Raw genomic sequence first — 26,195 nt, 5'->3', positions numbered from 1 at the left:
GTCATGGCTGACGCGTTTCACAGACGGTTCGGCCCAGGTCACGGGCGGTTCGGTTCAGGAGACCGCTTCGTGGAGGCGGTCGGCCTGCTTGTCCTTCAGCGGTCCGATCACCGACAGCGAGGGACGCTGTCCCAATATGTCGTGGGCGACCGCGCGGACGTCGTCCGGGGTGACCGCGGTGATCCGCTCCAGCATCTCGTCGACGGACAGCTGGGTGCCCCAGCACAGTTCGCTCTTGCCGATGCGGTTCATCAGCGCCCCGGTGTCCTCCAGGCCGAGCACCGTGGAGCCGGCGAGCTGGCCGACCGCGCGGTGGATCTCCTCGTCGGTCACCCCTTCGCCGGCGGCGCGGCCGAGTTCGTCCCGGCAGATCTTCAGGACGTCGTGGACCTGGCTGGGGCGGCAGCCCGCGTAGACCCCGAAGAGCCCGCAGTCGGCGAAGCCCGAGGTGTACGAGTACACGCTGTAGGCGAGGCCGCGCTTCTCGCGTACCTCCTGGAAGAGGCGGGAGCTCATACCGCCGCCGAGTGCGGTGTTGAGCACGCCGAGCGCCCAGCGGCGCTCGTCGGTCCTGGCCAGGCCCGGCATACCGAGGACGATGTGTGCCTGCTCGGTCTTGCGGTTCAGCAGGTCGAAGCCGCCCGCGGTGCGCAGGGTGCGGGCGCCGGCGCGCGGGTCCACCGGGACCGCGTCGGTACGCGACAGCGCGCCCGCGCGCTCGAACGCCTCGCCGACCTGGCGTACCACCGTGTCGTGGTCGATGTTGCCTGCGGCGGCCACGACGAGGTGCGTCGGGTCGTAGTGCTTCTTGTAGAAGCGGGCGATCTGGCTGCGGGTGAGCCCGTTGACGGTGTCGACCGTGCCGAGTACCGGGCGGCCGAGGGGGGTGTCGCCGAACATCGTCTGGGCGAAGAGGTCGTGCACGACATCGCCGGGGTCGTCCTCGGTCATCGCGATCTCTTCGAGGATGACGCCGCGCTCGGCCTCGACGTCCTCGTCGGTGATCAGCGAGCCGGTCAGCATGTCGCAGACGACGTCCATGGCGAGCGGCAGGTCGCTGTCGAGCACCCGTGCGTAGTAGCAGGTGTACTCCTTCGCCGTGAAGGCGTTCATCTCGCCGCCGACCGCTTCGATCTCGGCCGAGATGTCGAGGGCGCTGCGCCTGCCCGTGCCCTTGAAGAGGAGGTGTTCCAGGTAGTGGGTGGCGCCGTTGAGTGACGGCGTCTCGTCCCGGGATCCGACGTTCGCCCAGATCCCGAAGGTCGCCGAGCGTACCGAGGGGACGGTCTCTGTGACGATGCGCAGACCGCCGGGGAGGGTGGTCCTGCGGACCGCGTCGCTGGACTGTGCTCCGGCGTTGCTCACGTTTCTGTCCTTCGATGCACTGCTGCCGTCTCGTCCGTGAGGTGGCTCTGGGTACGGGCGACGGCCCGCGCCTCCGGGGAGGTGCGGGCCGTCGTCACGGAACTGCGGGACGTCACTTCTCGGTGTCGTCCTTCTTCTCGTCCACTTCTTCGCCCTCGATGACGGGGACGAGGGAGAGCTTGCCGCGGGAGTCGATCTCGCCGATCTCGACCTGGACCTTGGAGCCGACCGCGAGCACGTCCTCGACGTTCTCCACACGCTTGCCGCCGGCGAGCTTGCGGATCTGCGAGATGTGCAGCAGGCCGTCCTTGCCCGGCATGAGCGACACGAACGCACCGAAGGTGGTGGTCTTGACGACCGTACCCAGGTAGCGCTCGCCGACCTCCGGCATGGTCGGGTTGGCGATCGAGTTGATCGTGGTGCGCGCGGCCTCGGCCTGCGAACCCTGCTGGGCACCGATGTAGATGGTGCCGTCGTCCTCGATCGTGATGTCGGCGCCGGTGTCCTCCTGGATCTGGTTGATCATCTTGCCCTTGGGGCCGATGACCTCACCGATCTTGTCCACCGGGATCTTGACGGTGATGATCCGCGGGGCGTTCGGGGACATCTCGTCCGGGACGTCGATGGCCTCGTTCATCACGTCGAGGATGTGGAGGCGCGCGTCACGGGCCTGCTTCAGCGCGGCGGCCAGGACCGAGGCGGGGATGCCGTCGAGCTTGGTGTCGAGCTGGAGCGCGGTCACGAACTGCTTCGTACCGGCGACCTTGAAGTCCATGTCGCCGTAGGCGTCCTCCGCACCGAGGATGTCGGTGAGGGCGACGTAGTGCGTCTTGCCGTCGATCTCCTGCGAGATGAGGCCCATGGCGATACCGGCGACGGCGGCCTTGAGGGGCACACCGGCGTTCAGCAGAGACATGGTGGAGGCGCAGACCGAGCCCATGGACGTCGAGCCGTTGGAGCCCAGCGCCTCGGAGACCTGGCGGATCGCGTACGGGAACTCCTCGCGCGTCGGCAGCACCGGCACGATGGCGCGCTCGGCGAGCGCTCCGTGGCCGATCTCGCGGCGCTTGGGCGAGCCCACGCGGCCGGTCTCACCGACGGAGTACGGCGGGAAGTTGTAGTTGTGCATGTAGCGCTTGCGGGTCACCGGGGAGAGGGTGTCCAGCTGCTGCTCCATGCGGAGCATGTTGAGGGTGGTGACGCCCAGGATCTGCGTCTCGCCACGCTCGAAGAGCGCCGAGCCGTGCACGCGCGGGATGGCCTCGACCTCGGCGGCGAGCGTACGGATGTCCGTGACGCCGCGGCCGTCGATGCGGACCTTGTCCTTGATGACGCGCTCGCGCACGACGGACTTGGTCAGCGCGCGGTACGCGCCGGAGATCTCCTTCTCGCGGCCCTCGAACTTCGGGAGCAGCTTCTCGACGGCGATCTCCTTGACGCGGTCCAGCTCGGCCTCGCGCTCCTGCTTGCCGGCGATGGTGAGCGCCTTGGCGAGCTCGGTCCTGACCGCGGCGGTGAGCGCCTCCAGGACGTCGTCCTGGTAGTCGAGGAAGACCGGGAAGTCGCCGGTGGGCTTGGCGGCCTTGGCGGCGAGGTCGGACTGGGCCTTGCAGAGCGCCTTGATGAAGGGCTTCGCGGCTTCGAGACCGGCGGCGACGACCTCTTCGGTCGGGGCCTCGGCGCCGTCCTTGACGAGCTGGATGGTCTTCTCGGTGGCCTCGGCCTCGACCATCATGATCGCGACGTCGCCGTCGTCGAGCACGCGGCCCGCGACGACCATGTCGAAGACGGCGTCCTCAAGCTCGGTGTGGGTCGGGAAGGCGACCCACTGGCCCTTGATCAGGGCGACGCGGGTGCCGCCGATCGGGCCGGAGAAGGGCAGGCCGGCCAGCTGCGTGGAGCAGGAGGCGGCGTTGATCGCGACCACGTCGTACAGGTGGTCGGGGTTGAGAGCCATGATCGTCTCGACGATCTGGATCTCGTTGCGCAGGCCCTTCTTGAAGGAGGGGCGCAGCGGCCGGTCGATCAGACGGCAGGTGAGGATCGCGTCCTCGGAGGGGCGTCCCTCGCGGCGGAAGAAGGAGCCGGGGATCTTGCCGGCCGCGTACTGCCGCTCCTCGACGTCCACCGTGAGGGGGAAGAAGTCGAGCTGGTCCTTGGGCTTCTTGGACGCGCTGGTGGCCGACAGCACCATGGTGTCGTCGTCCAGGTACGCCACGGCGGAGCCGGCAGCCTGCTTGGCGAGGCGGCCCGTCTCGAAGCGGATGGTGCGGGTGCCGAAGGTTCCGTTGTCGATAACGGCCTCGGCGTAGTGGGTCTCGTTCTCCACTAGCGTTTTCTCCATACTCGTCGTCTTTCGTCCCCCAGCCCGTGTGGCGGGGAACGGGGCGGAGAAGCGCTCCATGGTTGCGGGGCCGGTCTTCGATCGAAGCACCCGGGTGATGTTTCCCGGGCGCCACTACCGAGGACCGGCGGCGGCTGGAGGGCGCTTCCCCTCGTTCGGTACTGCGATGTTTCCTGCCGCGCGGTGTTCCTCACCGCGGCGGCATGCACACTCAGGTTACTGAGCGCGGCCCGGATCGCGCACGTACAGCATCCGCAGCACGTACGGCAAAGGGAGCGGTCCCCAGGAAATGGGGCCCGCTCCCTCGCACAACGTTCTTACTTGGCGCCGCCGGCCGCACCGCGGCGGATGCCGAGGCGGTCGACCAGCGCACGGAAGCGCTGGATGTCCTTCTTCGCCAGGTACTGGAGAAGGCGGCGACGCTGGCCGACGAGGATCAGCAGACCCCGGCGGGAGTGGTGGTCGTGCTTGTGCATCTTGAGGTGCTCGGTCAGGTCCGAGATGCGGCGCGAGAGCATGGCGACCTGGACCTCGGGGGAACCGGTGTCGCCTTCCTTCTGGCCGAACTCGGTCATGATCTGCTTCTTCGTAGCGGCGTCGAGCGACACGCGTACTCCTCGTGAGTCTTCAGGCCACCGAGTGCCCCAGGTCGAATACGCTGGGGAACTTCCGTAACTCGGGAGGCGGGGTCCGCTGGGCGCAGCCTCCGGGCATCCGGAGGCGCGTACACAGACGGCCGTCACACAGCGTATCAGCCTTTCCGAGTCGGCCGGCCCGTCACCCCCGGCCCCTCCCGTACACCCGAACGGCTCATGCCGCGCGCCACGCCACACCGCATCGGATCCCTTCGGTGTGAGCTGCGCCATGCTCCTGTGCTGTCCAGCCCGTCGGGGCGCGACCACAGCAGCAGGAGCACCACAGTGACCACGAGGGCCACCGAGGATTCACCCACGTCCGATGGCGAGTACGACAGCGAGGTACCGCCACGCCCCAGGCGTCCGGGAAGCGTCATCGTCAGCTGGGCGACCACGACCGATCACAAAACGATCGGCACGATGTATCTGGTCACATCGTTCGCCTTCTTCTGCATCGGCGGCGTGATGGCGCTCCTGATGCGTGCGGAACTGGCGCGGCCGGGTACCCAGATCGTGTCGAACGAGCAGTACAACCAGGCCTTCACGATGCACGGCACGATCATGCTGCTGATGTTCGCGACGCCACTGTTCATCGGCTTCACCAACTGGATCATGCCACTGCAGATCGGGGCGCCCGATGTGGCGTTCCCCCGGCTGAATCTCTTCGCCTACTGGCTGTATCTGTTCGGTGCGCTGATCGTCATGGGCGCCTTCCTCACCCCGGACGGGGCCGCCGACTTCGGCTGGTTCGCGTACTCCCCGCTGACCAGCACGATCCGCTCCCCCGGAGTCGGCGCGGACCTGTGGATCATGGGTCTGGCCTTCCAGGGCTTCGGCACGATCCTCGGCTCGGTCAACTTCATCACCACGATCATCTGCATGCGCGCCCCCGGCATGACGATGTTCCGTATGCCGATCTTCGTGTGGAACGCGCTGCTGACCGCCGTGCTCGTGCTGCTCGCCTTCCCGGTGCTGGCCGCCGCCCTGCTCGCGCTGGAGGCGGACCGGAAGTTCGGCGCCCATGTCTTCGACGCGGCCAACGGCGGCGCCCTGCTGTGGCAGCACTTGTTCTGGTTCTTCGGGCATCCGGAGGTCTACATCATCGCGCTGCCGTTCTTCGGGATCGTCACCGAGATCATTCCGGTGTTCTCCCGCAAGCCGGTCTTCGGCTACATCGGTCTGGTGGGGGCCACGATCTCCATCGCGGGGCTCTCGGTGACGGTGTGGGCGCACCACATGTATGTCACCGGTGGTGTGCTGCTGCCGTTCTTCTCCTTCATGACCTTCCTGATCGCGGTGCCGACCGGGGTGAAGTTCTTCAACTGGATCGGCACGATGTGGCACGGCTCGCTGTCGTTCGAGACACCGATGCTCTGGGCGATCGGCTTTCTGGTCACGTTCCTCTTCGGCGGCCTGACCGGCGTCATCCTGGCCTCCCCGCCGATGGACTTCCATGTCTCGGACTCGTACTTCGTGGTCGCGCACTTCCACTACGTGGTGTTCGGGACGGTGGTCTTCGCGATGTTCGCCGGGTTCTACTACTGGTGGCCGAAGTTCACCGGCAAGATGCTGGACGAGCGGCTTGGCAAGATCAACTTCTGGACGCTGTTCGTGGGCTTCCACGGGACGTTCCTGGTACAGCACTGGCTGGGCGCGGAGGGTATGCCCCGGCGGTACGCGGACTACCTGGCCGTTGACGGCTTCACCACGCTGAACACCATTTCGAGCATCAGCTCCTTCCTGCTGGGGCTCTCGCTGCTGCCGTTCTTCTACAACATCTGGAAGACGGCCAAGTACGGCAGGAAGGTCCTGGTCGACGACCCGTGGGGCTACGGCCGCTCGCTCGAATGGGCGACATCGTGCCCGCCGCCCCGGCACAACTTCACGACCCTCCCGAGGATCCGTTCCGAATCCCCGGCCTTCGACCTCCACTACCCCGCGATCAACGCCCTCGAAGCAGCGGGCCACTCGGCGGGCGCCTCTTCCCCCGGTACCGGCACTGGCACGGGCACGGGTACGGGCACAGGGGACGCGTAGCCCGCGCCGGTGGCTGGTCCGGCGGCGGCAGCCCAGAGGGGGGAAGGAAAGCCCGGTGGCAGGAACGGCGGAGGAGGAGGCGTGACAGCCGACGAGGACACCGCACGCGGTCTCGTGCGGATCGAGGGCTATCTGCTGTGGAGCGCGGAGATGGACGAGGCCCGCCGGCAGGCGGCCCTCTTCGCCGGCCAGCTGCCCTGGCTGACCACCGCGCAGCGGGAGGACGTGGAACGCCTCTACGCGGCCGACCGCGTGGCCGTCTCGCGGGCCGTACTGGTGCGGATCTCCGACCGGGCGGCCGAGCTGCGCGGCGAGTACACGGCGCGCTACGAGCAGTTGAAGAGGCGCTGTGTGTCGCTGACGGTGATGGCGGTCGGTGCGGTGAGCGGCACCTGTACGGCGATCACCCTGCTCAGCCGGTGACCGCGCCGGGCCCTGTATCACGCCGGATCCACGTCGTCCGGAACCCCTGATCAGGGCCCGTCCCGCCAAGTAGGCTGGGCGTTCAGCTCGTTCGTACGTGGTGAAGGGACTCGGCAGCCATGGCTGACGCACAGGACAAGGACCGTCAGGACAAGGACCGTCAGGACAAGGACCGTAAGGAACGCGAGAAGGAAGAGCTCTACGCCCTCGACATCTCCGGTGTCGAGTGGCAGGGCGCGCCCGGCACCTCGGAGCACGAGGAGCGGGTCGAGATCGCGTATCTGCCGGACGGCGCCGTCGCCATGAGGTCCTCCCTGGACCACGGAACGGTGCTGCGGTACACGGAAGCGGAGTGGCGCGCCTTCGTGCTGGGCGCCCGGGACGGTGAATTCGACCTGGAGCCCGCGCCGCACAACGGCGGGCTCACGAGCGCCACGGAGTAGGCGCAGGCGCAGGGGCGCCGGACGGAGGGGTGGGCAGGGGGATTTGGGGACCTTCCTTCCGTTATGGCCGATGTGTGGTGGCGCAACTGGTCCTTCTCCGGGCGCCTCTTGACGTAAAGGTCACGTCGCCCGGCGCACTCCGTCATGCCGTGCCGGTACGAAGGGTGATTAGGCTGGACGGGGGCGCGGGCCATATCCCGCAAGCGGGCTGCTCGCGTCCTCACGGGGAGAGCCAGGCGGATCGGACGACAACGGTCGCCCCCCATCCACTACGGCACGAGGGTGCTAGAGCACACCAGCGGGAGGCATTGTGAACAGCGATCGGGACGAGATTCGCGGGGGACCGAACACGCCCGTCGACGATCAGTCCGACGCGGATCCCGCCGGGACGGGTGAGTTCACCATCGACTACACCCCTCCTGCCTGGTACACGCAGAACGCGTCGGACGCCCAGGCCCAGGAGGCAGCGCCGGCCGCGCCGCCGCCCGGTGCCGCTCCGCCGGTGCGTCAGCCGCCTCCGCCGCCGCAGGCCCCGCCGACCGGTCCCGTCGGCGGGCCCGCGGCTGTGCCGGGGCTGCCACTGACCGGCGGCTTCCAGCCCAACTGGAGCCCGACGCCGCGCCCGGAGACGGAGCCCGGGGCCGGACCGGCTGTACCGGCTGGGCCGGGCACCGGCGCGGCGCCCGAAGCGGACGCGGTCTCCGGGCGGGACAAGGAGCAGGCATCGGGCGGGACTCCTGAGCCGAAGCGGAAGTCCGGGTACGGGACGGAGCGTATGTCTCCGTACGGGTTCTCGTACGGGTCGGCATCGGATGCCGAAGACGGGCCGGGCCCCGATGCGGAGGACGGAGCGGAAGCCGGGCCGGGATCCGGTTCGGGGTCGGTGGCGGAGTCCGTCGGGAAGTCCGTCGGGAAGTCCGCCGCCGAGGCCAGGCGCCGGTTCGAGTCCAAGCCCGAGCCGGAGGCTGAGCCTGAGGCCGAGATGGAGACCGAGACGGAGGCTGAGCCCGCGTCCGTATCCGAGCCCGCGCCCCCGTCCGCGCCCCTCGCGCCGGACGTTCCGGAGCCGGAACCGGAGCGGAAGGCGGAGCCGGAACCGGCTGCTCCGGAGGCCGAGCCCGAGAAGGCGGCCGAGGCGCTGGGCGGAGGTGATGTGGAGAGCGGAGCCACCATGAAGTTCTCCCCCGCCGCGCTGAAGCGCGAGTTCGAGAAGCTCGAAGCAGCCGCGAAGGCCGCCCGGGAGCGGCCGGGGACCTCTCCGGCCACCGAGCAGAAGAGCACGCCCGCACCGCCGACCGGGGCTCCGGCCGGGGCTCCCGGCTCCTATCGGTCCGATGCCTTCGCGGATGTCGCCGCCTCGTTCGACGTACCCGGAGCTCCGCGCGGCACCGGTGACCGGAGTGGTTCCGGGTCCGTGGCCGGGTCCGGAGCAGCGGCCGGGTCTGCCGACGAGCCGTCCGACGCCGTACCCACGCCCAGTGACGCGGTACCTCCGCACACTCCGGACGACGCGGAGCCGCAGGATGCTCCTCCGGCGCCCGCCCGCCCCTGGTCGCCCACGCCTGCCGGGCAGCCGCAGGGTGAACTCCCGCCGCTGCCGCCCGCGTTCCAGCCCGCTGCGCCGCCGCCCGCTTCCCAGTGGCCGGTGAGCACACCGAGCGCCGACCAGTCACAGCCGTACCCCGGGACGCCCCAGCAGGGCCCGCCGCCGGGCGATCCTGCCGCTCCCCCGGCGGCCTGGCCCGCGCAGGGCGCCCAGCCGGCCGGTGCGCCGGGTGGCGGTTACGGCTTCCCGCGCCCCTCCCAGCCGCAGCAGCAGACGCCCGGTACACCACCCCCGGCTCAGCCTCCGCAGGGTCAGGTTCCGCAGGGGCAGGCCGGTTACGGATTCCCGCACCAGGCCCCCGGCCGGCCCGCGCCGCAGCAGCCGCAGCCCGGTTACGGGTTTCCCCAGCAGGCCCCCCACCAGCCCGCGCCGGAGCAGCAGCCACAGCCCGGTTACGGATTCCCCCAGCAGCACCGGCCGGAATCCGCGCCGCAGCCGTTGCCCCAGGCACCAGAGGCTCCCCGGACACCCGAGCCGCCGCAGAGCGGTTACGGATTCCCGCAGCAGCAGGGCGCACCGCAGGGGCAGGCCGGTTACGGATTCCCGCAGCCCCACCAGCCCGGACAGCCTCCGCAGCAGCCGCCGCACCCCGCGTCCGGTTACGGCTTCCCGCAGCCCGGCGCCACCGGCGGCCCGGGAGTTCCCGCGCCACAGGACCCGCAGGCGCAGAACCAGCAGCCCCAGGACCCGCGGGCCCAGAACCCGCAGGCCCAGGACCCGCAACAGCCTGCCGCCCCGGTCGATCCCCGTACCGGAACGGGGTGGCCGCAGCCCGTCGCCCACGACCAGCGGGAGCGTTCCGTTCCCGGTGCGCCGCTGGGGTACACGGCCGCTGTCGAGCTGTCGTCCGACCGGCTGATCCGCAACAAGCAGAAGACGAAGAGCACGCGCAGCGGCCCGGCCGGCGCCTCGCGCTTCAAGCTCGGCGGCAAGAAGGAGGAGGCCGAGCGGCAGCGCAAGCTCGAACTCATCCGGACACCGGTCCTCTCCTGCTACCGGATCGCCGTCATCAGCCTCAAGGGCGGTGTCGGCAAGACCACCACCACGACCGCGCTGGGTGCCACGCTGGCGACCGAACGGCAGGACAAGATCCTGGCGATCGACGCCAACCCGGACGCCGGAACGCTCGGCAGGCGGGTACGGCGGGAGACCGGGGCCACCATCCGTGACCTGGTCCAGGCGATCCCGTATCTCAACTCGTACATGGACATCCGGCGGTTCACCTCGCAGGCGCCCTCCGGTCTGGAGATCATCGCCAACGACGTGGACCCCGCCGTCTCCACCACGTTCAACGACGAGGACTACCGCCGGGCGATCGACGTCCTGGGCAAGCAGTACCCGGTGATCCTGACCGACTCCGGTACGGGTCTGCTCTACAGCGCGATGCGGGGCGTGCTCGACCTCGCCGACCAGCTGATCATCGTCTCCACCCCGTCCGTCGACGGCGCGTCCAGCGCGAGCACCACGCTCGACTGGCTCTCGGCGCACGGCTATGCGGAGCTGGTGGGGCGCTCGCTCACGGTGATCTCCGGGGTCCGCGAGACCGGCAAGATGATCAAGGTCGACGACATCGTGCAGCACTTCGAGACCCGGTGCCGCGCCGTCGTCGTCGTACCGTTCGACGAGCATCTGTCGGCGGGTGCCGAGGTCGACCTGGACATGATGCGGCCGAAGACCCGCGAGGCGTACTTCAACCTCTCAGCCCTGGTCGCCGAGGACTTCCAACGCGCCCAGCAGGCCCAGGGGTTGTGGACCGGCAACGGCCAGAGCGCGCCTCCGCACATGCCGCCGCCGATGCCCGGCGTGCAGCAGCCGTACGCACCCCGGACGCCTCAGGCCCCCCAGGGTCCGCAAGGGGCGCAGCAGCCCTACGGCGACGGCCGGCAGCCCTATCCGCCGCAGCAGCAGGGCTGGCAGCACCCCGCCCAGCCCGGCCCCGCGGACCCCGAGGGCCAGGGCCTGCACAGCCAGGGCCACCCCGGGCAGGGGCAGCAGGGCCAGCCGGCACAGCACGGACAGCCGGTGGCGCCGGGGCAGCCCTGGCCGCAGCAGCCGGGGCAGCCACAGCCTCCGTCGCAGCAGCCGGGAGACCCAGGTCAGCCCGGTCAGCCGGAGCCGGGAGGCTTTGTGCCACCCGCCGGATGGCCGCAGCAGCCGCCCCCGCAGGCACCGCCGGCCTCCCGGCAGTAAGGCCATAAGGGTATAGACCATTGAAGGCCCGCACCGTGCGAACGGTGCGGGCCTTCAGCCATTTGCGCAGACCAGGCGCGGTCTTGACGACCGTTGACATGTCTAAACCACCGCTGATAAACCTTCGCTTCACCAGCTGGCGACTCCATGATTCACCCTGACGCGAGGTCAACGCCCATGGACAGAAGAGTTCCGACCGGCACAATCCGGCACCGTTCCCGTTCCCGTCTGCTTCTGGCCACCGGCGCGACCGCCCTCGCCCTGGCGGCCGCCGCCGCGACCCCGCTGAACCCGGCCCCCCAACAGGCCCACGCCGCCACGGCCAAGGCACCTTCCGCATCCGGAGCCGACCAGGGCTCCGGCGGCAAGAAGGTCCTCACCATCGCCGTCAACCAGAGCGTCGACTCGATGAGTCCGTTCCTCGCCCAGCGCCTGGTCTCCACCACGGCGCTGCGCCTGATGTACGACTACCTGACGAACTATGACGTCAAGGACGGCCACACCGTCCCCGGTCTCGCCACTTCGTGGAAGCCGTCGGCCTCCAAGCTGACCTGGACCTTCACCATCCGGAAGAACTCCACGTGGTCGGACGGCCGGCAGGCCACCGCCGACGACGCGGCGTGGACGTTCAACAAGATGATGACGGACCCGGCGGCGGCCACCGCCAACGGCAACTTCACCGCGAACTTCAAGAAGGTGACGGCGCCCGACCCGCAGACCCTGGTCGTCCAGCTGAAGAAGCCTCAGGCGACGATGACCGCGCTCGACGTACCGATCGTGCCCAAGCACGTCTGGGAGAGTGTCAAGGACTTCTCGAAGTTCAACAACGACAAGAAGTTCCCGGTCGTCGGCAACGGTCCGTTCATCCTCACCGACTACAAGGTCGACCAGTATCTGAAGTTCAAGCCGAACAAGACCTTCTGGCGGGGCGCCCCCAAGTTCGACGAGCTGGACCTCAAGTACTACAAGGACAACGACGCGGCCGTGGCGGCCCTGGAGAAGGGCGAGGTCTCCTTCGTCCAGGGCCTCACCCCGGCCCAGGCGGCAGCCCTGAAGTCCGAGAAGAACATCAAGGTCAACGACGCCCCGGGCCGGCGCTTCTACTCACTCGCCGTCAACCCGGGCGCCCAGGCCAAGGACGGGACGAAGTTCGGCAACGGCAACCCGGCGCTCCAGGACAGGCGGGTACGCCAGGCTCTGTTCGCCGCCACCGACACCCGGACCATCGTCGACAAGGTCTTCCAGGGACACGCCGTCCAGGGCGCCGGATACATCCCGCCGCGCTTCAAGGACTACGTCTGGAAGCCGTCGGCGAGCCAGCAGATCAGCTACGACCCGGCCAGAGCGGCCAAGCTCCTCGACGAGGCGGGCTACCGGAAGAACGGCGCGGGCAAGCGGGTCGGCAAGGACGGCAAGCCCCTGAACCTCCGGCTGCTCTGCCATGCCACCGCCCCGGAGGACAAGGCCGTCGGCCAGTACATGAAGGAGTGGTACGGGAAGCTGGGCATCGGCCTCACGATGTCGTGCGTCGACAACGTCACCGACCCCGAGCTGGCCGGCCAGTACGACCTGGCCTTCGACGGCTACTCGGTCAACCCCGACCCGGACTACGTACTGTCCATCCACACCTGCGCGGCGCGGCCCAGCACCCCGAAGGACACCGGTTCCACCGACACCTTCATCTGCGACAAGAAGTACGACAGCCTGTACGCCCGGCAGGCCCAGGAGTACGACACCGCCAAACGGGCTGATCTGGTCAAGCAGATGGAATCACGGCTGTACGACACCGGGTACATGAATGTCATGGCATACCCGAACGCGGTCGAGGCATACCGTACCGACCAGATCAAGTCCATCGACACGATGCCCCTGGCGGCGGGAAACATCTGGGGCCAGGACGGCTACTGGAGCTGGTGGTCGGCGGTCCCGGCCGACCACAGCGCCTCGAAGTCGTCGGGTTCCTCGACGGGGCTCGTCATCGGCATCGTGGCGGCTGTCGTCGTGATCGGGCTCGGAGGCTTTGTCGCCCTGCGCCGCCGTTCCACAGCGGAAGACCGTGAATAACCCATGAGCGCTGCTAGCACCACTCCGCTCGCGGAGGGTGCGGCGGACGGCCCGGTCGAGGTCAAGACCGGGCCGTCCGGCCCTCGCACCCGCAACGCGACCGCGTATCTGCTGTATGTGGCGGGCAAGCTGGGCGGCGCGGCCGTCTCGCTGCTCGCCGTTCTGGTCACCAGCTTCTTCCTCTTCCGGATCATTCCGGGCGACCCGGTCCGTACGATGACGCACGGGCGTGCGGTCAGCCACGCCCAGCTCCTGGAGCTCCGCAAGCAGCTGGGGCTCGATCTGCCGGTGTGGCAGCAGTTCACGCAGTACTGCTCCAAGGCGCTCACCGGGGACCTCGGCACTTCGTACCAGTTCCACGCCCCCGTCACCGATCTGATCGCTCAGAAGCTTCCCGCGACGCTGCTGCTCACGGGCGTCGCCGTGGTCATCCACTGTGCGCTCGGTCTCTGGCTGGGCACCCGCTCCGCCTGGCGGAACGGCCGGCTCGGCGACAAGATCTCGACCGGTGTGGCACTGACGCTCTGGTCGGTGCCGTCGTTCTGGCTCGGGCTGCTGCTGATCATCGTCTTCTCGGTGGGGGTCGGGCCGATCCCCGGGATGTTCCCGACCGGCGGTATGGAGTCCGGCGGCCTGTCCGGTCTCGCGTACGTCACCGACATCGCGCACCACATGGTGCTACCCGTGATCACGCTCGTCGCGGTGGGTTACGCGCAGACGCTGCTCGTCATGCGCTCCTCGCTCCTCGACGAGATGGGCAGCGACTATCTGACGACGGCGCGGGCCAAGGGGCTGCGGGACGATCTCGTACGCCGCCGTCACGCGGTGCCCAACGCGCTGCTGCCGACCGTCACCATGATCTTCATCAACTTCGGCCAGGTGGCCGCCGGTTCGATCCTCGTCGAGACGGTCTTCTCCTGGCCCGGTGTCGGCGGGCTGTTCTACTCGGCGCTCAGCGTGCCGGACCTTCCGCTGGTGCAGGGCCTCTTCGTGGTCTTCGCGGGGGCCATGATCGTGATGAACGTACTCGCCGATCTGCTCTATCCGCTGCTCGATCCCAGGGTGGGCCGATGACGACCGCACAACCGACGGCGGGCTCGCTCGCCCGCGCCAGGAAGCGTGCGTCGGTGGCCCGCTTCTGGCAGCAGTACCGCACCCACCGGGCCGGGGTCATCGGGCTGGCGGGGCTGGTCCTCATCGCGCTGATCGCCGTGGCGGCGCCGCTGCTGGTCGGCGGTGACGTGCACAGTGTGACCCGGGCTCCGGGCTCGCCCCTGGAGTCGCCCAGCGGGCGGTTCCCGCTCGGCACCGACCAGTTCGGGCGCTCCGTGCTCGGGCTGCTGGTCTGGGGGGCGCGGATCTCACTGACCGTCGGGCTGCTGGCCGCGGCCCTCTCGGTGGCCATCGGCACCCTGGTCGGGATCATCGCCGGGCACTTCGGCGGCTGGTTCGCGACCGTGCTGATGCGGATCACCGACTGGTTCCTGGTGATGCCGACCCTGGTGCTTGCGATCGTGCTGGCCACCGTGCTCGACCACTCGGTCTGGACGGTGATCCTGGCGATCGGCGTCACCTCCTGGCCGACGACCGCGCGGCTGGTGCGCGCGCAGACCATCGCCGTGGAGTCCCGTCCGTACATCGAACGTGCCCGCGCGCTCGGCGGAGGTCACAGCCATGTGATGACCCGGCACGTGCTGCCCAATGTGGTGCCGCTGGTGCTCGCCCAGACGACGCTGGGCATCTCCAACGCGATCCTCACCGAGGCGACCCTGGCCTTCCTGGGTCTCGGGGATCCGACGGTGATCTCCTGGGGCGGCATGCTCCAGGACGCGCGCGAGGCGGGCGCGGTCTCCTCGGGGCACTGGTGGTATCTGGCGCCGCCCGGGATCGCCATCGCGCTCGTCGCGCTCGCCTTCACCCTCTGCGGCCGCGCCGTGGAGGCCGTGCTCAACCCGAGGCTGGGGGTGGGACGTTGAGCCTGCTCGAAATCAGGGACCTGAAGGTCACCTATGGATCGGGGGCGTCGGCCGTGCCCGCGGTGCGCGGGGTGGACCTGACCGTGGGCGCCGGGCAGAAGCTCGGGATCGCCGGTGAGTCCGGGTGCGGGAAGTCGACGCTGGCGCTGGCGCTGCTGCGGCTGCTGCCCGCATCGGCGAAGCTGAGCGGCGAGATCCTGCTCGACGGCGAGGACGTCCTCACCATGAAGTGGGGGCGGCTGCGGGCCGTCCGGTGGGCGGGCGCCTCGATCGTCTTCCAGGGTGCGATGCACTCCCTCAACGCGGTGCACCGGATCGGCGACCAGATCACGGAGCCGCTGCTCGTACACCGTCAGGCGACTCCGGCGGAGGCACGCAGGCGGGCCCGGGGGCTGCTGGAGCAGGTGGGGCTGCCCGCGGCGCGGGCCGACGCCTATCCGCACGAGCTGTCCGGCGGGCAGCGGCAGCGCGTGATGATCGCGATGGCGCTGGCCTGCGACCCCCAGGTGATCGTCGCCGACGAGCCGACCACCGCGCTCGACGTGATGATCCAGGCCCAGATCCTGCGGCTCATCGAGCAGCTGGTCGCGGACCAGGACATCAGCCTGCTGATGATCAGTCATGACCTCGCGGTGCTGGCCGACACCTGCGACCGGCTCGCCGTGATGTACGCGGGCCGGATCGTTGAGGAGGGCCCGGCGCAGCAGGTCTTCACCGCCGCGGCGCACCCGTACAGCGCCGCGCTCTCCGGGGCCTTCCCGCGCATCGGCGACCCGGTTTCCCGGCGCGCCCCGCGCGGGCTGCCCGGTGACCCGCCCGACCCGGCGGCGCTGCCTTCGGGCTGTACGTTCCATCCGCGCTGCCCGGTGGCGCTGGACGCGTGCGCGACCGCCGGGCAGGAGCTGCGGGACGCCGGGCCGGGACGGCAGGCGGCCTGTCTGCTCGTGGAGCCGGGCGCTGCCGCGGCACCCGACGCCAGTGCCGGTCCGGCCGCCGAGCCCGGTGCCGAGGAAACAAGGAGCACCTCATGACCACCCCTCCTCCCCTGCTCAGCACCACCGCGCTTGAGGTGGCCTTCCCCGGCCGGCGCGGGGCTTCCCCTGCGCGCGCCGTCGACGGCGTGGACCTCGACATCCGGCCCGGCGAGATCGTGGCCCTGGTCGGCGAGTCGGGGTGCGGCAAGTCGACGCTCGCCCGTGCGCTGCTCGGACTCGTGAAACCGACGTCGGGCGAGGTCGCCTTCGGGGGCGAGCCGCTGGACCTCTCGGCCCGCGCACTCAAGGCGTACCGCAAGCGCGTCCAGCTGGTGCTCCAGGACCCGAGCGGTTCGCTGAACCCGCGGCACACCGTGTACGAGGCGGTGGCGGAGGGGCTGCGGATCCACGGGTTCACGGGTGACGAGCGGGACGCGGTGTCCGGGGCGCTCTCCCGGGCGGGGCTGCGGCCGCCCGAGCGGTTCTTTCTGAAGTATCCGCACGAGCTGTCGGGCGGTCAGCGCCAGCGGGTGGTGATCGCGGGGGCGCTGGTGCTCGATCCCGAACTCATCGTGGCGGACGAGCCGGTGGCGTCGCTCGACGCGTCCGTGCGCGGTGAGATCCTCGCCCTGCTGCTGCGGCTGCGGGACGAGCTGGGCCTGTCGGCGCTGGTCGTCACCCATGACCTGGGACTCGCCTGGAACATCGCCGACCGGGTCGCCGTGATGTATCTCGGCCGGATCGTGGAGACGGGCGACGTGGACCGGATCCTCACGGCGCCCCAGCACCCCTACACCCAGGCGCTGCTGTCGGTGATGCCGGACGCCACGACGGAGCCGGTGGTGCTCACGGGCGAGCCGCCGGACCCGTCCAGGGTGCCGCCCGGGTGCCGGTTCCACGCCCGCTGCCACATCCTCGCCTCGGGCGAGGCCGAGCGGGCGGGGGTCGCCGACGCCTGCCGTACGGAGGACCTTCCGGTGCTCGCGGGCAGCGGCGATGACGCGGTGGCGTGCCACTGGGCGGCGGCGATGAAGACGGCGGGTCCGGTACCGGCGTCCTGAGGCGAGCGGCGTGGTGTGACAACCGAGCGCTGTCAGACGGGCTGGCCCAGGGGCCGGATGGTCAGGGTGTTGAGGTCGACGCCCGTCGGCTGGTCGAGGGCGAAGCAGATGGCCTCGGCGATGGGCTGGGGAGGCAGGGCGAAGGGGGGAACGTCGGCGCCTTGCCAGAAGGGGGTGTCGATCATGCCGGGGTTGACGAGAGTGACACCGATGCCGCGGGTCGTCGCGTGCAGGCGCAGGTTCTCGGCGAGTCCGGTGGTGGCCCACTTGGTGGCCGAGTAGAGATTGGCGGAAGAGTTCTTCAGCCCGGCGACGCTGCCGATGAGCACCAGCCGTCCGCCGGTGGCTTCGAGGTGGGGCAGGGTGGCGTGGGCCAGCAGCGCGGGACCGAGGACGTTGGTGAGGACCATGGGCGACCACAGCGTCGGGTCGCCTGCCCCGATGGAGTCACCGGACATGAATCCGGCGTTGGCCACCGCCGCGTCAAGGACACCGAAATGCGCCACGGTACGGGTAACGGCCGACTCGGTGGCCTGCCAGTCCGCCGCGTCCGCGACCAGGCCCAGCAGACGGTCGGGGTGACCGGCCTCGTCGAGGAACGCCTTCAGCCTGCTCTCGTTACGGCCGGTGACGGCCACGCGGTGGCCGCGGTCGAGGAGCAACCGCGCGGTGTGGGCGCCGATACCGCTGGTCGCGCCGGTGATCAGTACGGTCTTGCTCGTCATGGTCATGCTCCTGAAGCGTGGATGGGGGTCGGCGGACGGCGAGGAAGGAGCGCCGTTCACGTCCGCCGACCCCACGAAACCGGCGCCGTCGAAGGCGGGCAAGGCCGCGTTTATGGGGGGTATAAACACAACCTCTCTCTGTCGGCCGGACCGTGGGTACGGTGGGCGCATGGAACCTACGCCCGGACACCACACCGGGAGTCGCACGGACAACCGCTCGGACATCCGTGACTTCCTCATCAGCCGGCGCGCCAAGCTCGCCCCGGAGCGGGTCGGGCTGCCCACCAGCCGACGACGCCGGGTTCCGGGCCTCCGGCGCGAGGAGGTCGCGGCCCTCGCCGGTGTGAGCACCGAGTGGTACACGCGGTTGGAGAAGGGCCACATCAGCGGCGTCTCCGAGGACGTGCTGGAAGCGGTCGCGCAGGCGTTGCGGCTCAATGAGGACGAGCGCACCTACCTGCTCGCTCTGGCCAGAGCGGCTCGCCCGGCCCGCCGCAGGTCGCACCGCCGCAAGGACGTCGAGATCCCGTCCTCCGTCCAGTGGATGGTGGACTCCATGACCATGGCCCCCGCCTTCGTACGCAACGGGCATCTGGACATCGTCGCGAGCAACGCGCTGTGCAGGGCGCTGTACTCACCGATGTTCGACAGCGACACCACCGGCGAGCGGGGCTGCGCCAATTTCCCCCGTTACTTCTTCCTCGACCCCGGCTCCCCCGACTACTTCGTCGACTGGGAGGAAGGCGCGAGGGCCACGGTCGCGGTGCTCCGCGCCGAAGCCGGACGCGAACCCCACGACCGGGCCCTGCGTGAGCTCGTCGGCGAACTGTCCACGCTCAGCCCCGACTTCCGCACCATGTGGGCCAGTCACGACGTCCGGATCCATCACGAAGGCGTCAAGCGGCTGGACCATCCCGAAGTCGGCCGCCTGGAGATGACCTTCCGCTCCCTGAACCTGCCCCTGCCTCAACGGGCCGTCCACGACCTGACCGTCTACACGGCCGAGCCGGGCACCCCCTCGGAGGACCGCCTCAGACTTCTCGCCAGTTGGACAGCGCCGCAGCCCCCATCCTCGGAACCGGTCCGCCCGCCCCGCTGACCTCACCCGTTCATGAGGTGGCTGCCCAGCGGAGAACCCCCGCTGTCCCGGATCTTCTCTTCGGCACCTCCTGCGCGTGGCCCTTCACCTTTCGCCTGCGCCACGGCTGCTGCGATCGCTGAGTTGCCCGTGCCTGGCCACCGAGCTGGTGCGCCGGTGCGGTCAGGGGGCCGGCCGCACCGGCGCCGCCCGCGCCGGGGCCCGCAGCCCCCGCACCAGGGCCATTGACACGGTGAGGGACGCCGCGCCCATCACCGCCATGGCTGTCGCCGCCGATGTGTGCTGGGCCACTGCGCCCGCGAGAGCGGCCCCCACCCCCTGGAGGGTGAGCATCCCCGAGGTGTGCAGGCCGAGCGACTGGCCCTGGATCTCATCCGGCGTCAGCTCCACCAGACGCTCCATCAGGACCAGGCTCGACGCGTATCCGGCCGAGGCTGCCACGACGGCGGTCACCGCGAGCGGCAGCCCCGGCCGGGCCGCGAAGACCAGGTAGGGCGTGGCGAGCAGGAGCAGCAGCGGGAGGGCGAGCCGGGGCCGCCACCGCGGCGGTACGAGCCGGCCGGCCGCCATGTCCCCTGCCAGCATCCCGCACGCGGCGACCGCGAGCAGCAGCCCCGCGTGCCGGGGCGAGTAGGGCACGAAGACCGACTCGCAGCCGACGATCAGCCCATTGGGCACCCAGAGCGCGAGGTAGACGGAACGGCGCTGCGCGGACGACCAGATCAGCCGGTTGACCCGCCAGGTCTCCCGGACCGACGGGCGGCCCGCCGACCGGGGCGGCCGGCTGCTCAGCCCGCCGAGCGCGACGGCCGCCGCGGTCAGGGCCAGTGCGGCGGCGACGAGCAGTGTGCCGCGCGGCGAGAGCGCGGTGACCAGCACCCCGCCGACCGCGAACCCGGCGATCTGTGTGGCCCCGACCGACATGTTCAGCGCCGAGCGCCCCAGGACGTAGGCCTCACCGGGAAGGATCTCGGCGAGCAGCCCGTAGCGCACCCCGCCGCCCACCGAACCGGTCAGGCCCAGCCCGAACAGCACCGCGAAGGTGGCCGGGAGCGGTAGCCCCGGCAGCGCGAGGACGGCGGTGCCCACGCCGGCGATCGCGGCGAGGCCGGTCTCGGCGGCCCGGGGCGGCAGCCGGTCCGCGGCGGAGAGCAGTGCCACGGCGCCGATGACCTGCGCGAAGGAGCCCCCGAACATGCTCAGCGCGGCGAACAGCGGCGAGTGGGTGGCGGAGAAGACCAGCGAGGCGAGGGCGATACCGCTGACGGTGGAGGCCACGGACAGGAGCGAGACGGAGACGAAGAGCGGGGTGAACTCCCTTGCCGCGAAGAGCTGTCGGTAGGTGCGCATGCGCCGGATTCTGACCGTGCGCGGGCGGCTGCGAATAATCTTTCGCCGGGAGGCGAAACATGGGGCTCTGGATCATCGACGCGGACACACTGGCCCGCAGCCGGTTTGTGATCTCGCAGTTCAGTGAGGCTTTCGCCTGTCTGGTGATGCTGGAGTCGGGTCGGACCGGGCATCCCGGTGAGCAGTCCTGGCTGGCCGCGCACCGCCCGGCCTACGAGGAGTTGCTGGCCGCGGATCCGGTCACCCGCCTGCTGGTGCGGACCGGTCTGCGGCCGCACTGGATCGCCGACTTCCTGTCGCCCACCCCACCGGCCGAGGACGAGTCGGACTTCCACCGCGAGCTGGCCGGGGTACGCGCGACCCCGCCGGCCGAGGCCAGATACGACCTGGCCTTCGGCGCGGGCGGACGGCTGCCCGCCGCCCTGCACCGGGACGACCTGCCGGACCGGGCGGCCGGCCTCCTGGAGTGGGTGTGGACGGAGACCGTCCTGCCGTACTGGGCCCGGCGGCGGCGCCTCTTCGAGGCGGACATCCTGGCGCGTACCCGGCTGCTCACCCAGGGCGGCTGGGCGGCGGCGCTCGACGACATCCGGCCGGGAATGCGCTGGCTGGGCGAAGGACGGCTAAGGGTCAACCACGGGGCCTATGAGCCGCAGGAGATCTCGGGGGCGCAGCTGCTGTTCGCGCCGGCCAGCGGGTGCAGCGGCTGGGTCGCATGGGAGAGGCCGCACCGCTTCGCCGCCGTCTACCCCTGTACGGGCGGGCTCTCGGAGCCGGCGCGGGCGCCCGCACCCGGGGCGCTCGGCAGCCTGCTGGGCACCGGCCGAGCGGGCGTTCTGCTGCTGCTCGACACCCCGAAGAGCACGACCCAGCTGGTCGCGCTCTCGGGTCAGGCGCTGGGCTCGGTGGGCCGCCACCTCAGGATCCTGCTGGAAGCCGGACTGGTGTTCAGACGGCGGGCCGGGCGGTCCGTGCTCTACTGCCGGACGGCGGCAGGGAACGTGCTGGTGGCGGCCGGGACATGAGCATCCCTGGTGCTCACCGCGGCGTCAGCCGGTCAGTGCGACTCGTACGCCTCGATGAGGGTCCGGCAGCGCTTCACATCGTCCGCCATGGCCACCAGGAGCGCGTCGATCGTGTCGAACTTCTCCATGCCGCGCACATAGGCGAGGAAGTCCACGGCGACATGCATGCCGTACAGGTCCAGGCCGACGCGGTCGATGGCGTACGCCTCCACGGTGCGTTCGCTGCCGTCGAACTGGGGGTTGCTGCCGACCGAGATCGCCGCGGGCATCCGCTCGCCGTCCGCGGTCAGCCATCCCGCGTACACGCCGTCCACCGGGATCGCGGTGTGCGGGAGCGTCTCGACGTTCGCCGTGGGGAAGCCCAGCTCCCGGCCGCGCTGTGCGCCGCGGACCACCACGCCCTCGACGCGGTGCGGGCGGCCCAGGATCTCGGCCGCGCCCGTCATGTCGCCCTCGGCGACCAGACGGCGGGTCAGGGTGGAGGAGAACGGCTCGCCGCCGCCCGCCTCGCCGCTCACCGAGAGGTCCACGATGTCGACCTCGTAGTCGTAGGTCGCGCCCAGCTCGGCGAGGAAGCCGACGTTTCCGGCCGCCTTGTGTCCGAAGCGGAAGTTGGGGCCCTCGATGACGGCGCGCGCGTGCAACTTGTCGACCAGGACCTTCACGATGAAGTCGGCGGGCGACAGCTTCGAGAACTCGGCCGTGAAGGGGAGGATCAGCTGGGCGTCCACACCCAGCTCCGCCATCAGCTCGGCGCGCCGGTGGTGCGGGGCGAGCAGCGGGGGGTGGCTGCCGGGGCGCACGACCTCGCTGGGGTGCGGGTCGAAGGTGACGACCACCGAGGGAACGCCCAGCTCACGCGCGCGCTCCACGGCCCGCCCGATGATCAGCTGATGGCCGCGGTGCACCCCGTCGTAGGACCCGATGGTGACGACGCTGCGTCCCCAGTCCTGGGGAATGTCCTCCAAGCCACGCCAGCGCTGCACTGAGACCGCTCCTCGCCCGAACCCGTGTACATGATCAATGCCCTGCAGTTACGCAGGTCTAAGACTGCCATGTCCGGCGCTCGCGGCGTGCATCGGCATCGGGGCCGCCGGCTTCCCGGCCGCGAGCCGGGCGGCGGGGCCGGCGACGACGGCCCACTCCTGCGGTGCACGGGCCAGCCAGTCGGCGAGCTGTCCCGCGAAGAGGGGTGTCCGGGCGCACAGTTCGGCCAGCAGCCGGTCGAGGAGGGCCGCACCGTCGGGCGTACGGGCCAGCAGCAGTCCCGCACGGTGGACCAGATCGCGGGTCCGTGGTCCGGCGCGGCGGCCCGCACCGTCGGCAGCGGCCCGCACCAGGGCCTCCAGCACGGCCGTACCGTCCCTGGCCTCGTACCGCTCGTACTCCAGGAGTACGTCGAGCAGCTCGGCCCGCATCGCACGCGAGCCCTGGCCGCCGGGCGCGGCGAGCACCGGGGCGAGGGCCGCGCGTACAGAGCTGGGGCGGCCTCGCAACAAGCCGGTGACCAGCGGGAAGAGGACAGCGCGGGCGGCCGGGCCGTCCTCCAGGCGGCGGTCGACGAACGCTGCCGCGTGCACCGCGCCGGCCGGGTGGCGGTCGACGTACTCATGGACGAGGGCGGCGGCCCGGCGGGCGGGGGTGGGGTCGCTGACCTGGGCGAGTGCGCTGAGCACCGGGCCCGCCGTGCCGGGCCGTGCCCGAAGGGCGGCCTCGAAGGCGGCGAACACGGGTCCCGGGTGGGTGGGCAGGGCGGTGGCGAGCGCGGCGGCGGGCAGTTGGGGCCCGCCGGACTCGAACAGGGCCAGGGCGCGCGGCAGATGACGGGCGCGGCTCTGCGGGTCGCCGATGAGCAGGGCCAGGGCGGGGCCGTGCAGCGCCGTGTCACCGGGGCGGGCGAGCAGGGCCAGCGCCGCATATCGCAGCAGCTCGCGGTCGGGGCCGGTTCCGGCGTGCACGGCGGCCCGTGCGGCCTGGCGGGCGGCGGCGGCCCGGCGCTCGGGCCGGTCGTCGTGCGCCCAGCGGTCCACGGCGCGGCAGAGCGCGGACGTCTCGTCCTCGGCGAGCGCGGCGAGCAGTTCGTCGGCGCGGGGGTGGCTGGTGGCGACGAGCGCCTCGGCGAGGTCGTCCACGGCCAGCCCCCGCCGGGTGTACAGCAGCGCCTGCGCGGCCCCGGCCACGGTGGGCCGCAGTTCGGCGTGGTCGTCGGACGGCAGCACCCGCTCGTCGCCGAACCAGCGGCACAGCAGCGGCTGTACGGTCCGGGGCTCGGCGGCGAGGCGCCGGGCTGCGGCGTCCAGATAGCGGTCGGCGGTCCGCTCGCCGGGCACCCCGTCCGCGGGCACCAGCCGCCGCAGCAGGTCGAGCCGCTGGCTCTCGCCGATCCGCAGCCGCTCCCAGAACACACTGTCGAAGGTACGGAATCCGCCCAGCCCGCGCGGACCGCCGGCCCGGACGGACAGCAGCGTGATCCGGTCGGCGAGGAGCCGCAGTACACCGATGTAGGGGCGGGCGTCCGGGATGCGCAGCAGGACGTCCGCGAGCAGCCGCGCGGCCCACCACTCCGGGTCGGTGAGCGGCCCGGCGGACACCGGCGGCCCGTCCGGGAAAGATGTCCGGTGCGGCGGCCCGGACGGTCCGTCGCAGACTGTCGCAGCCGATGTGGCCGGGCCGGGGGCGGAAGGGGCCAGGGTGCGCGCCGGGCGTTCCGATGGGGCGCACCCCGCCTGCCGGGGCACGGTCGGCGTCCGCTCCGCGCCGGGGCCCGCCTCCGCGGGCCGCGCCGCCCGCGGCCCGGTGGGCCGGCCCTGCATCCGGTCCAGCGCCTCGGTCAAGTCGCGGAGCCTGCGCCCCAGTTCATGGGCGCCGTGGCGGCGTCCGAGCAGCAGCAGCGCCTGGACCACCGGCGCCGCCCGGTGCCGGGGCACGGTCGGTGGGCGCTGCGCCGGGGGCCCGGCGTCCGCCCGCTCCGGGAGACGGGTGGTCCCATCGGCGGTGGGCTCCCCCGCACTCCGGTGCACCAGCGTGTGGAGCGCGCCGTCCACATCGAGGTGCTCGCCCTGCACCCAGTCGGCCAGCTCGCCGTGCGCGAAGCGGTACCCGGCCCCTGCCGGGGTCAGCAGGCCCTCGGTCAGCACGGCCGACGCCCACCCCGTACGCCACGGGAACAGCTCCTCGAAGGAGGCCCGGTCCAGCTCCCCCTGCCCCGGCCCCAGACAGCGCCGCGCCGCCTCGTGCACCCGGCCCGAGACCGCGGCGGCCAGACGGCGCACCTCCGTGCCCCGGGGTGCGGGGCGCCGGGTGGCCGCGATCCGTACGGCGGTGCGCAGACAGAGCAGGTCCAGGTAGGCGGTGAACACGTCCTCGCGGGCGGGCCTGCCGTCCAGCCCCTCGGGGACGGCGGCCCGTACCTCGGCGAGCATCCGCAGCGTGAGCGGATGGCCGGCGTCCTGCGGGGCGAGCATTCCCTCGGGGATGCCGTAGCGCTGCCGGGCCCGCTCGGCCTCGCGGGGCGGCAGGTCCCCGATCCTGACGCACTCCGCGCCCCTCGGGCCGAGGAGTCCGGCCGCCTGCTCCCAGTACTCGGGGCGGCAGGCGACCACCATCTGCGCGCCGTGCGCACCCAGCCAGCGCGTGGTGGCCGCGGCCCACTCCGGCAGCGCTCCGGCCGGCAGCGGCGCCATCTCCTCCGGACCGTCGAGCAGGACGAGCAGGGGCTGCCCGGCCGCGGCGGCGAGGCCGGCTACGCGCTCCGGGGTGACCCGGTCCAGTCCGCCGCTCCGGTCGGCGCCGACGATCCGCCCGGCCTCCCGGACCGTACGGGCCACCGCGTCCGCGACCGAGACATCGCAGGCGCGCAGATCGGCCCCGCGCAGCCACACCGTGGGGGCGGGCTCCGCGCCACGGGCCCGGCGGGCCGCGAGGGCGGCCAGTTCCGTCGTACGGCCGGTGCCGGGGGCGCCGACCAGGCCGAGGACAGGGCCGCTGCCCGCGTCGAAGCCGTCCAGCGCCCCGGCGATACCGGGCCGCTCGACCGGCTCGTACCAGAGCCCGGCCGAGCCGCAAGGGCCGACCGATGTGGCGGTCAGCTCAAGGACGCCCGCGAGGTTGAGATCGCGGCCGTGTCCGGGGACGGTCGCCGCGTTGCGCCGCAGCAGCGCGGCGAGCGGGGCGCCGCGCAGCGGAACGGCGAAGCCGGCCGCCGGGCGGTCACCGCGGAACGCGGTGCCGATGACCCCGAGCACCGCGCCGGTCGACGCGTCCACGACGGGCCCGCCCGCTGCGGCGCCGCCGGGGCGGAGTGCGTCGCTCCCCTGGGTGCCGAGCGCCAGCTCCAGAGCGGTGAGCCGGTGGCCGCGGCCGTCCGCCGGATACTCCACGGCGGTCTCGCCCAGGACACGCGCGGCCCGCCAGCCGAGCGCGGCGACCCGTACATAGGTGCCGGTCCCGACCGTGTCGCGGACAGCCAGCGGCAGCGGGGGTACGCCGAGGTCCCCGCCGTGGATCAGGGCCAGCCCCAGTCCGGGCAGGGCGGTGAACGCCTCGGCGCCGGCCCGGCACGTCCGGCCCTCCGCACCGTGCAGCACGGCTCCTTCGAGGCCGGCGATCACCTCGTGGCCGGTCACCACCGTGCCCCGGTCATCGGCGACGAAGCCGGTGCCTCTCGGGCGTCCCGCCGGATCGCAGATGCGTACCAGCGTCTCCCGGTCCCCGCTTCCCATGGATCCGACCGTAGGCGCGCGGTGATCGCCGGGAGAAGGTCAACGGCCGAAAGCGCCCCCTCGCGCTCCTGGCATTCACTCCGAGCGCCTGGCCGAACGAGTGAATCGCAGAGCCTCGATGGAGAGACCCCCTGCGAGGGGGACCGTGGAGCGGGCG

18 protein-coding genes are annotated in these 26,195 nt (G+C 71.4%); 11 read left to right on the top strand and 7 right to left on the bottom strand.

All coding sequences use genetic code 11. The annotated features are described in order from the left end of the window. Positions 1-54: 54 nt before the first annotated feature. The 3 genes from ACFXBC_RS27475 to rpsO form a co-directional block, all read right to left on the bottom strand. Positions 55-1,365 (bottom strand): M16 family metallopeptidase, encoded by a 1,311-nt coding sequence (locus ACFXBC_RS27475; RefSeq protein WP_385029975.1) that lies wholly within the window; start codon positions 1,363-1,365, stop codon positions 55-57. A gap of 112 nt (positions 1,366-1,477) precedes the next feature. Continuing rightward, positions 1,478-3,694, bottom strand: a complete 2,217-nt coding sequence (locus ACFXBC_RS27470) for a polyribonucleotide nucleotidyltransferase (protein ID WP_385030000.1) — start codon at positions 3,692-3,694, stop codon at positions 1,478-1,480. Positions 3,695-4,026: 332 nt separating this feature from the next. After that, complete coding sequence (gene rpsO / locus ACFXBC_RS27465; RefSeq protein ID WP_250297433.1) at positions 4,027-4,317, bottom strand: 30S ribosomal protein S15; 291 nt, start codon at positions 4,315-4,317, stop codon at positions 4,027-4,029. Between the two features lie 264 nt (positions 4,318-4,581). Here rpsO and ctaD point away from each other — a divergent pair, with 264 nt between their 5' ends. The 9 genes from ctaD (at position 4,582) to ACFXBC_RS27420 (ending at position 17,118) form a co-directional block, all read left to right on the top strand. Continuing rightward, entirely contained in the window at positions 4,582-6,381 is a 1,800-nt protein-coding gene (ctaD, locus tag ACFXBC_RS27460) for a cytochrome c oxidase subunit I (RefSeq protein WP_385029971.1), read from the top strand. Positions 6,382-6,462: 81 nt separating this feature from the next. After that, positions 6,463-6,804 carry a hypothetical protein gene (locus ACFXBC_RS27455; protein WP_385029968.1) on the top strand — a complete coding sequence of 114 codons (342 nt, stop codon included), beginning with the start codon at positions 6,463-6,465 and terminating at the stop codon, positions 6,802-6,804. Positions 6,805-6,923: 119 nt separating this feature from the next. Continuing rightward, positions 6,924-7,247, top strand: coding sequence for a DUF397 domain-containing protein (locus tag ACFXBC_RS27450; protein WP_385029965.1), 324 nt, complete (start codon positions 6,924-6,926; stop codon positions 7,245-7,247). A 310-nt stretch (positions 7,248-7,557) separates the two neighbouring features. After that, positions 7,558-11,043, top strand: coding sequence for an SCO5717 family growth-regulating ATPase (locus ACFXBC_RS27445; RefSeq protein WP_385029962.1), 3,486 nt, complete (start codon positions 7,558-7,560; stop codon positions 11,041-11,043). Between the two features lie 177 nt (positions 11,044-11,220). Next, complete coding sequence (locus ACFXBC_RS27440) at positions 11,221-13,107, top strand: ABC transporter substrate-binding protein (protein ID WP_385029959.1); 1,887 nt, start codon at positions 11,221-11,223, stop codon at positions 13,105-13,107. Between the two features lie 3 nt (positions 13,108-13,110). Beyond that, positions 13,111-14,181: an ABC transporter permease gene (locus tag ACFXBC_RS27435; RefSeq protein ID WP_385029956.1), complete on the top strand. Its 1,071-nt coding sequence runs from the start codon at positions 13,111-13,113 to the stop codon at positions 14,179-14,181. Beyond that, positions 14,178-15,083: an ABC transporter permease gene (locus ACFXBC_RS27430; protein ID WP_385029953.1), complete on the top strand. Its 906-nt coding sequence runs from the start codon at positions 14,178-14,180 to the stop codon at positions 15,081-15,083. Before ACFXBC_RS27435 ends, ACFXBC_RS27430 begins: the two co-directional genes overlap by 4 nt. Continuing rightward, on the top strand, positions 15,029-16,114 hold the full coding sequence (locus ACFXBC_RS27425; RefSeq protein ID WP_385029997.1) for an ABC transporter ATP-binding protein: 1,086 nt from the start codon (positions 15,029-15,031) through the stop codon (positions 16,112-16,114). The genes ACFXBC_RS27430 and ACFXBC_RS27425 overlap by 55 nt, the downstream gene beginning before the upstream one ends. Next, positions 16,111-17,118, top strand: a complete 1,008-nt coding sequence (locus ACFXBC_RS27420) for an oligopeptide/dipeptide ABC transporter ATP-binding protein (protein ID WP_385029950.1) — start codon at positions 16,111-16,113, stop codon at positions 17,116-17,118. Before ACFXBC_RS27425 ends, ACFXBC_RS27420 begins: the two co-directional genes overlap by 4 nt. A gap of 32 nt (positions 17,119-17,150) precedes the next feature. Here ACFXBC_RS27420 and ACFXBC_RS27415 read toward each other — a convergent pair whose 3' ends face one another. Next, positions 17,151-17,843 carry an SDR family oxidoreductase gene (locus ACFXBC_RS27415; RefSeq protein ID WP_385029947.1) on the bottom strand — a complete coding sequence of 231 codons (693 nt, stop codon included), beginning with the start codon at positions 17,841-17,843 and terminating at the stop codon, positions 17,151-17,153. A 169-nt stretch (positions 17,844-18,012) separates the two neighbouring features. On the opposite strand from ACFXBC_RS27415, the gene ACFXBC_RS27410 reads away from it, so the two are divergent. Then, positions 18,013-18,942 carry a helix-turn-helix transcriptional regulator gene (locus tag ACFXBC_RS27410; RefSeq protein ID WP_385029944.1) on the top strand — a complete coding sequence of 310 codons (930 nt, stop codon included), beginning with the start codon at positions 18,013-18,015 and terminating at the stop codon, positions 18,940-18,942. A 162-nt stretch (positions 18,943-19,104) separates the two neighbouring features. Here the strand turns inward: ACFXBC_RS27410 and ACFXBC_RS27405 are convergent, their stop codons facing one another. Further along, the gene (locus tag ACFXBC_RS27405) at positions 19,105-20,292 is read right to left on the bottom strand and encodes an MFS transporter (RefSeq protein ID WP_385029941.1); all 1,188 of its coding nucleotides are present in this window, start codon (positions 20,290-20,292) and stop codon (positions 19,105-19,107) included. A gap of 59 nt (positions 20,293-20,351) precedes the next feature. Here ACFXBC_RS27405 and ACFXBC_RS27400 point away from each other — a divergent pair, with 59 nt between their 5' ends. Then, positions 20,352-21,317, top strand: a complete 966-nt coding sequence (locus ACFXBC_RS27400) for an ArsR/SmtB family transcription factor (protein ID WP_385029938.1) — start codon at positions 20,352-20,354, stop codon at positions 21,315-21,317. Positions 21,318-21,349: 32 nt separating this feature from the next. Here the strand turns inward: ACFXBC_RS27400 and ACFXBC_RS27395 are convergent, their stop codons facing one another. Both ACFXBC_RS27395 and ACFXBC_RS27390 read right to left on the bottom strand, forming a co-directional pair. Then, on the bottom strand, positions 21,350-22,303 hold the full coding sequence (locus ACFXBC_RS27395) for a bifunctional riboflavin kinase/FAD synthetase (protein ID WP_385029935.1): 954 nt from the start codon (positions 22,301-22,303) through the stop codon (positions 21,350-21,352). A gap of 48 nt (positions 22,304-22,351) precedes the next feature. Beyond that, positions 22,352-26,038, bottom strand: a complete 3,687-nt coding sequence (locus tag ACFXBC_RS27390) for a serine protease (protein WP_385029932.1) — start codon at positions 26,036-26,038, stop codon at positions 22,352-22,354. Positions 26,039-26,195 lie beyond the last annotated feature (157 nt).

The organism is Streptomyces sp. NPDC059398 (genome assembly GCF_042751845.1).
GTDB lineage: Bacteria > Actinomycetota > Actinomycetes > Streptomycetales > Streptomycetaceae > Streptomyces.
Note: the sequence above shows the minus strand (reverse complement) of the source record. Positions and strands in the feature narration are given on the sequence as shown.

Coding starts and splice junctions, on each gene's coding strand:
- ACFXBC_RS27450 (WP_385029965.1), top strand. CDS start 6,924: ATGGCTGACGCACAGGACAAGGACCGTCAGGACAAGGACCGTCAGGAC.
- ACFXBC_RS27420 (WP_385029950.1), top strand. CDS start 16,111: ATGACCACCCCTCCTCCCCTGCTCAGCACCACCGCGCTTGAGGTGGCC.
- ACFXBC_RS27435 (WP_385029956.1), top strand. CDS start 13,111: ATGAGCGCTGCTAGCACCACTCCGCTCGCGGAGGGTGCGGCGGACGGC.
- ACFXBC_RS27410 (WP_385029944.1), top strand. CDS start 18,013: ATGGAACCTACGCCCGGACACCACACCGGGAGTCGCACGGACAACCGC.
- ACFXBC_RS27390 (WP_385029932.1), bottom strand. CDS start 26,038: ATGGGAAGCGGGGACCGGGAGACGCTGGTACGCATCTGCGATCCGGCG.
- ACFXBC_RS27430 (WP_385029953.1), top strand. CDS start 14,178: ATGACGACCGCACAACCGACGGCGGGCTCGCTCGCCCGCGCCAGGAAG.
- ACFXBC_RS27405 (WP_385029941.1), bottom strand. CDS start 20,292: ATGCGCACCTACCGACAGCTCTTCGCGGCAAGGGAGTTCACCCCGCTC.
- ACFXBC_RS27415 (WP_385029947.1), bottom strand. CDS start 17,843: ATGACGAGCAAGACCGTACTGATCACCGGCGCGACCAGCGGTATCGGC.
- ACFXBC_RS27400 (WP_385029938.1), top strand. CDS start 20,352: ATGGGGCTCTGGATCATCGACGCGGACACACTGGCCCGCAGCCGGTTT.
- ACFXBC_RS27440 (WP_385029959.1), top strand. CDS start 11,221: ATGGACAGAAGAGTTCCGACCGGCACAATCCGGCACCGTTCCCGTTCC.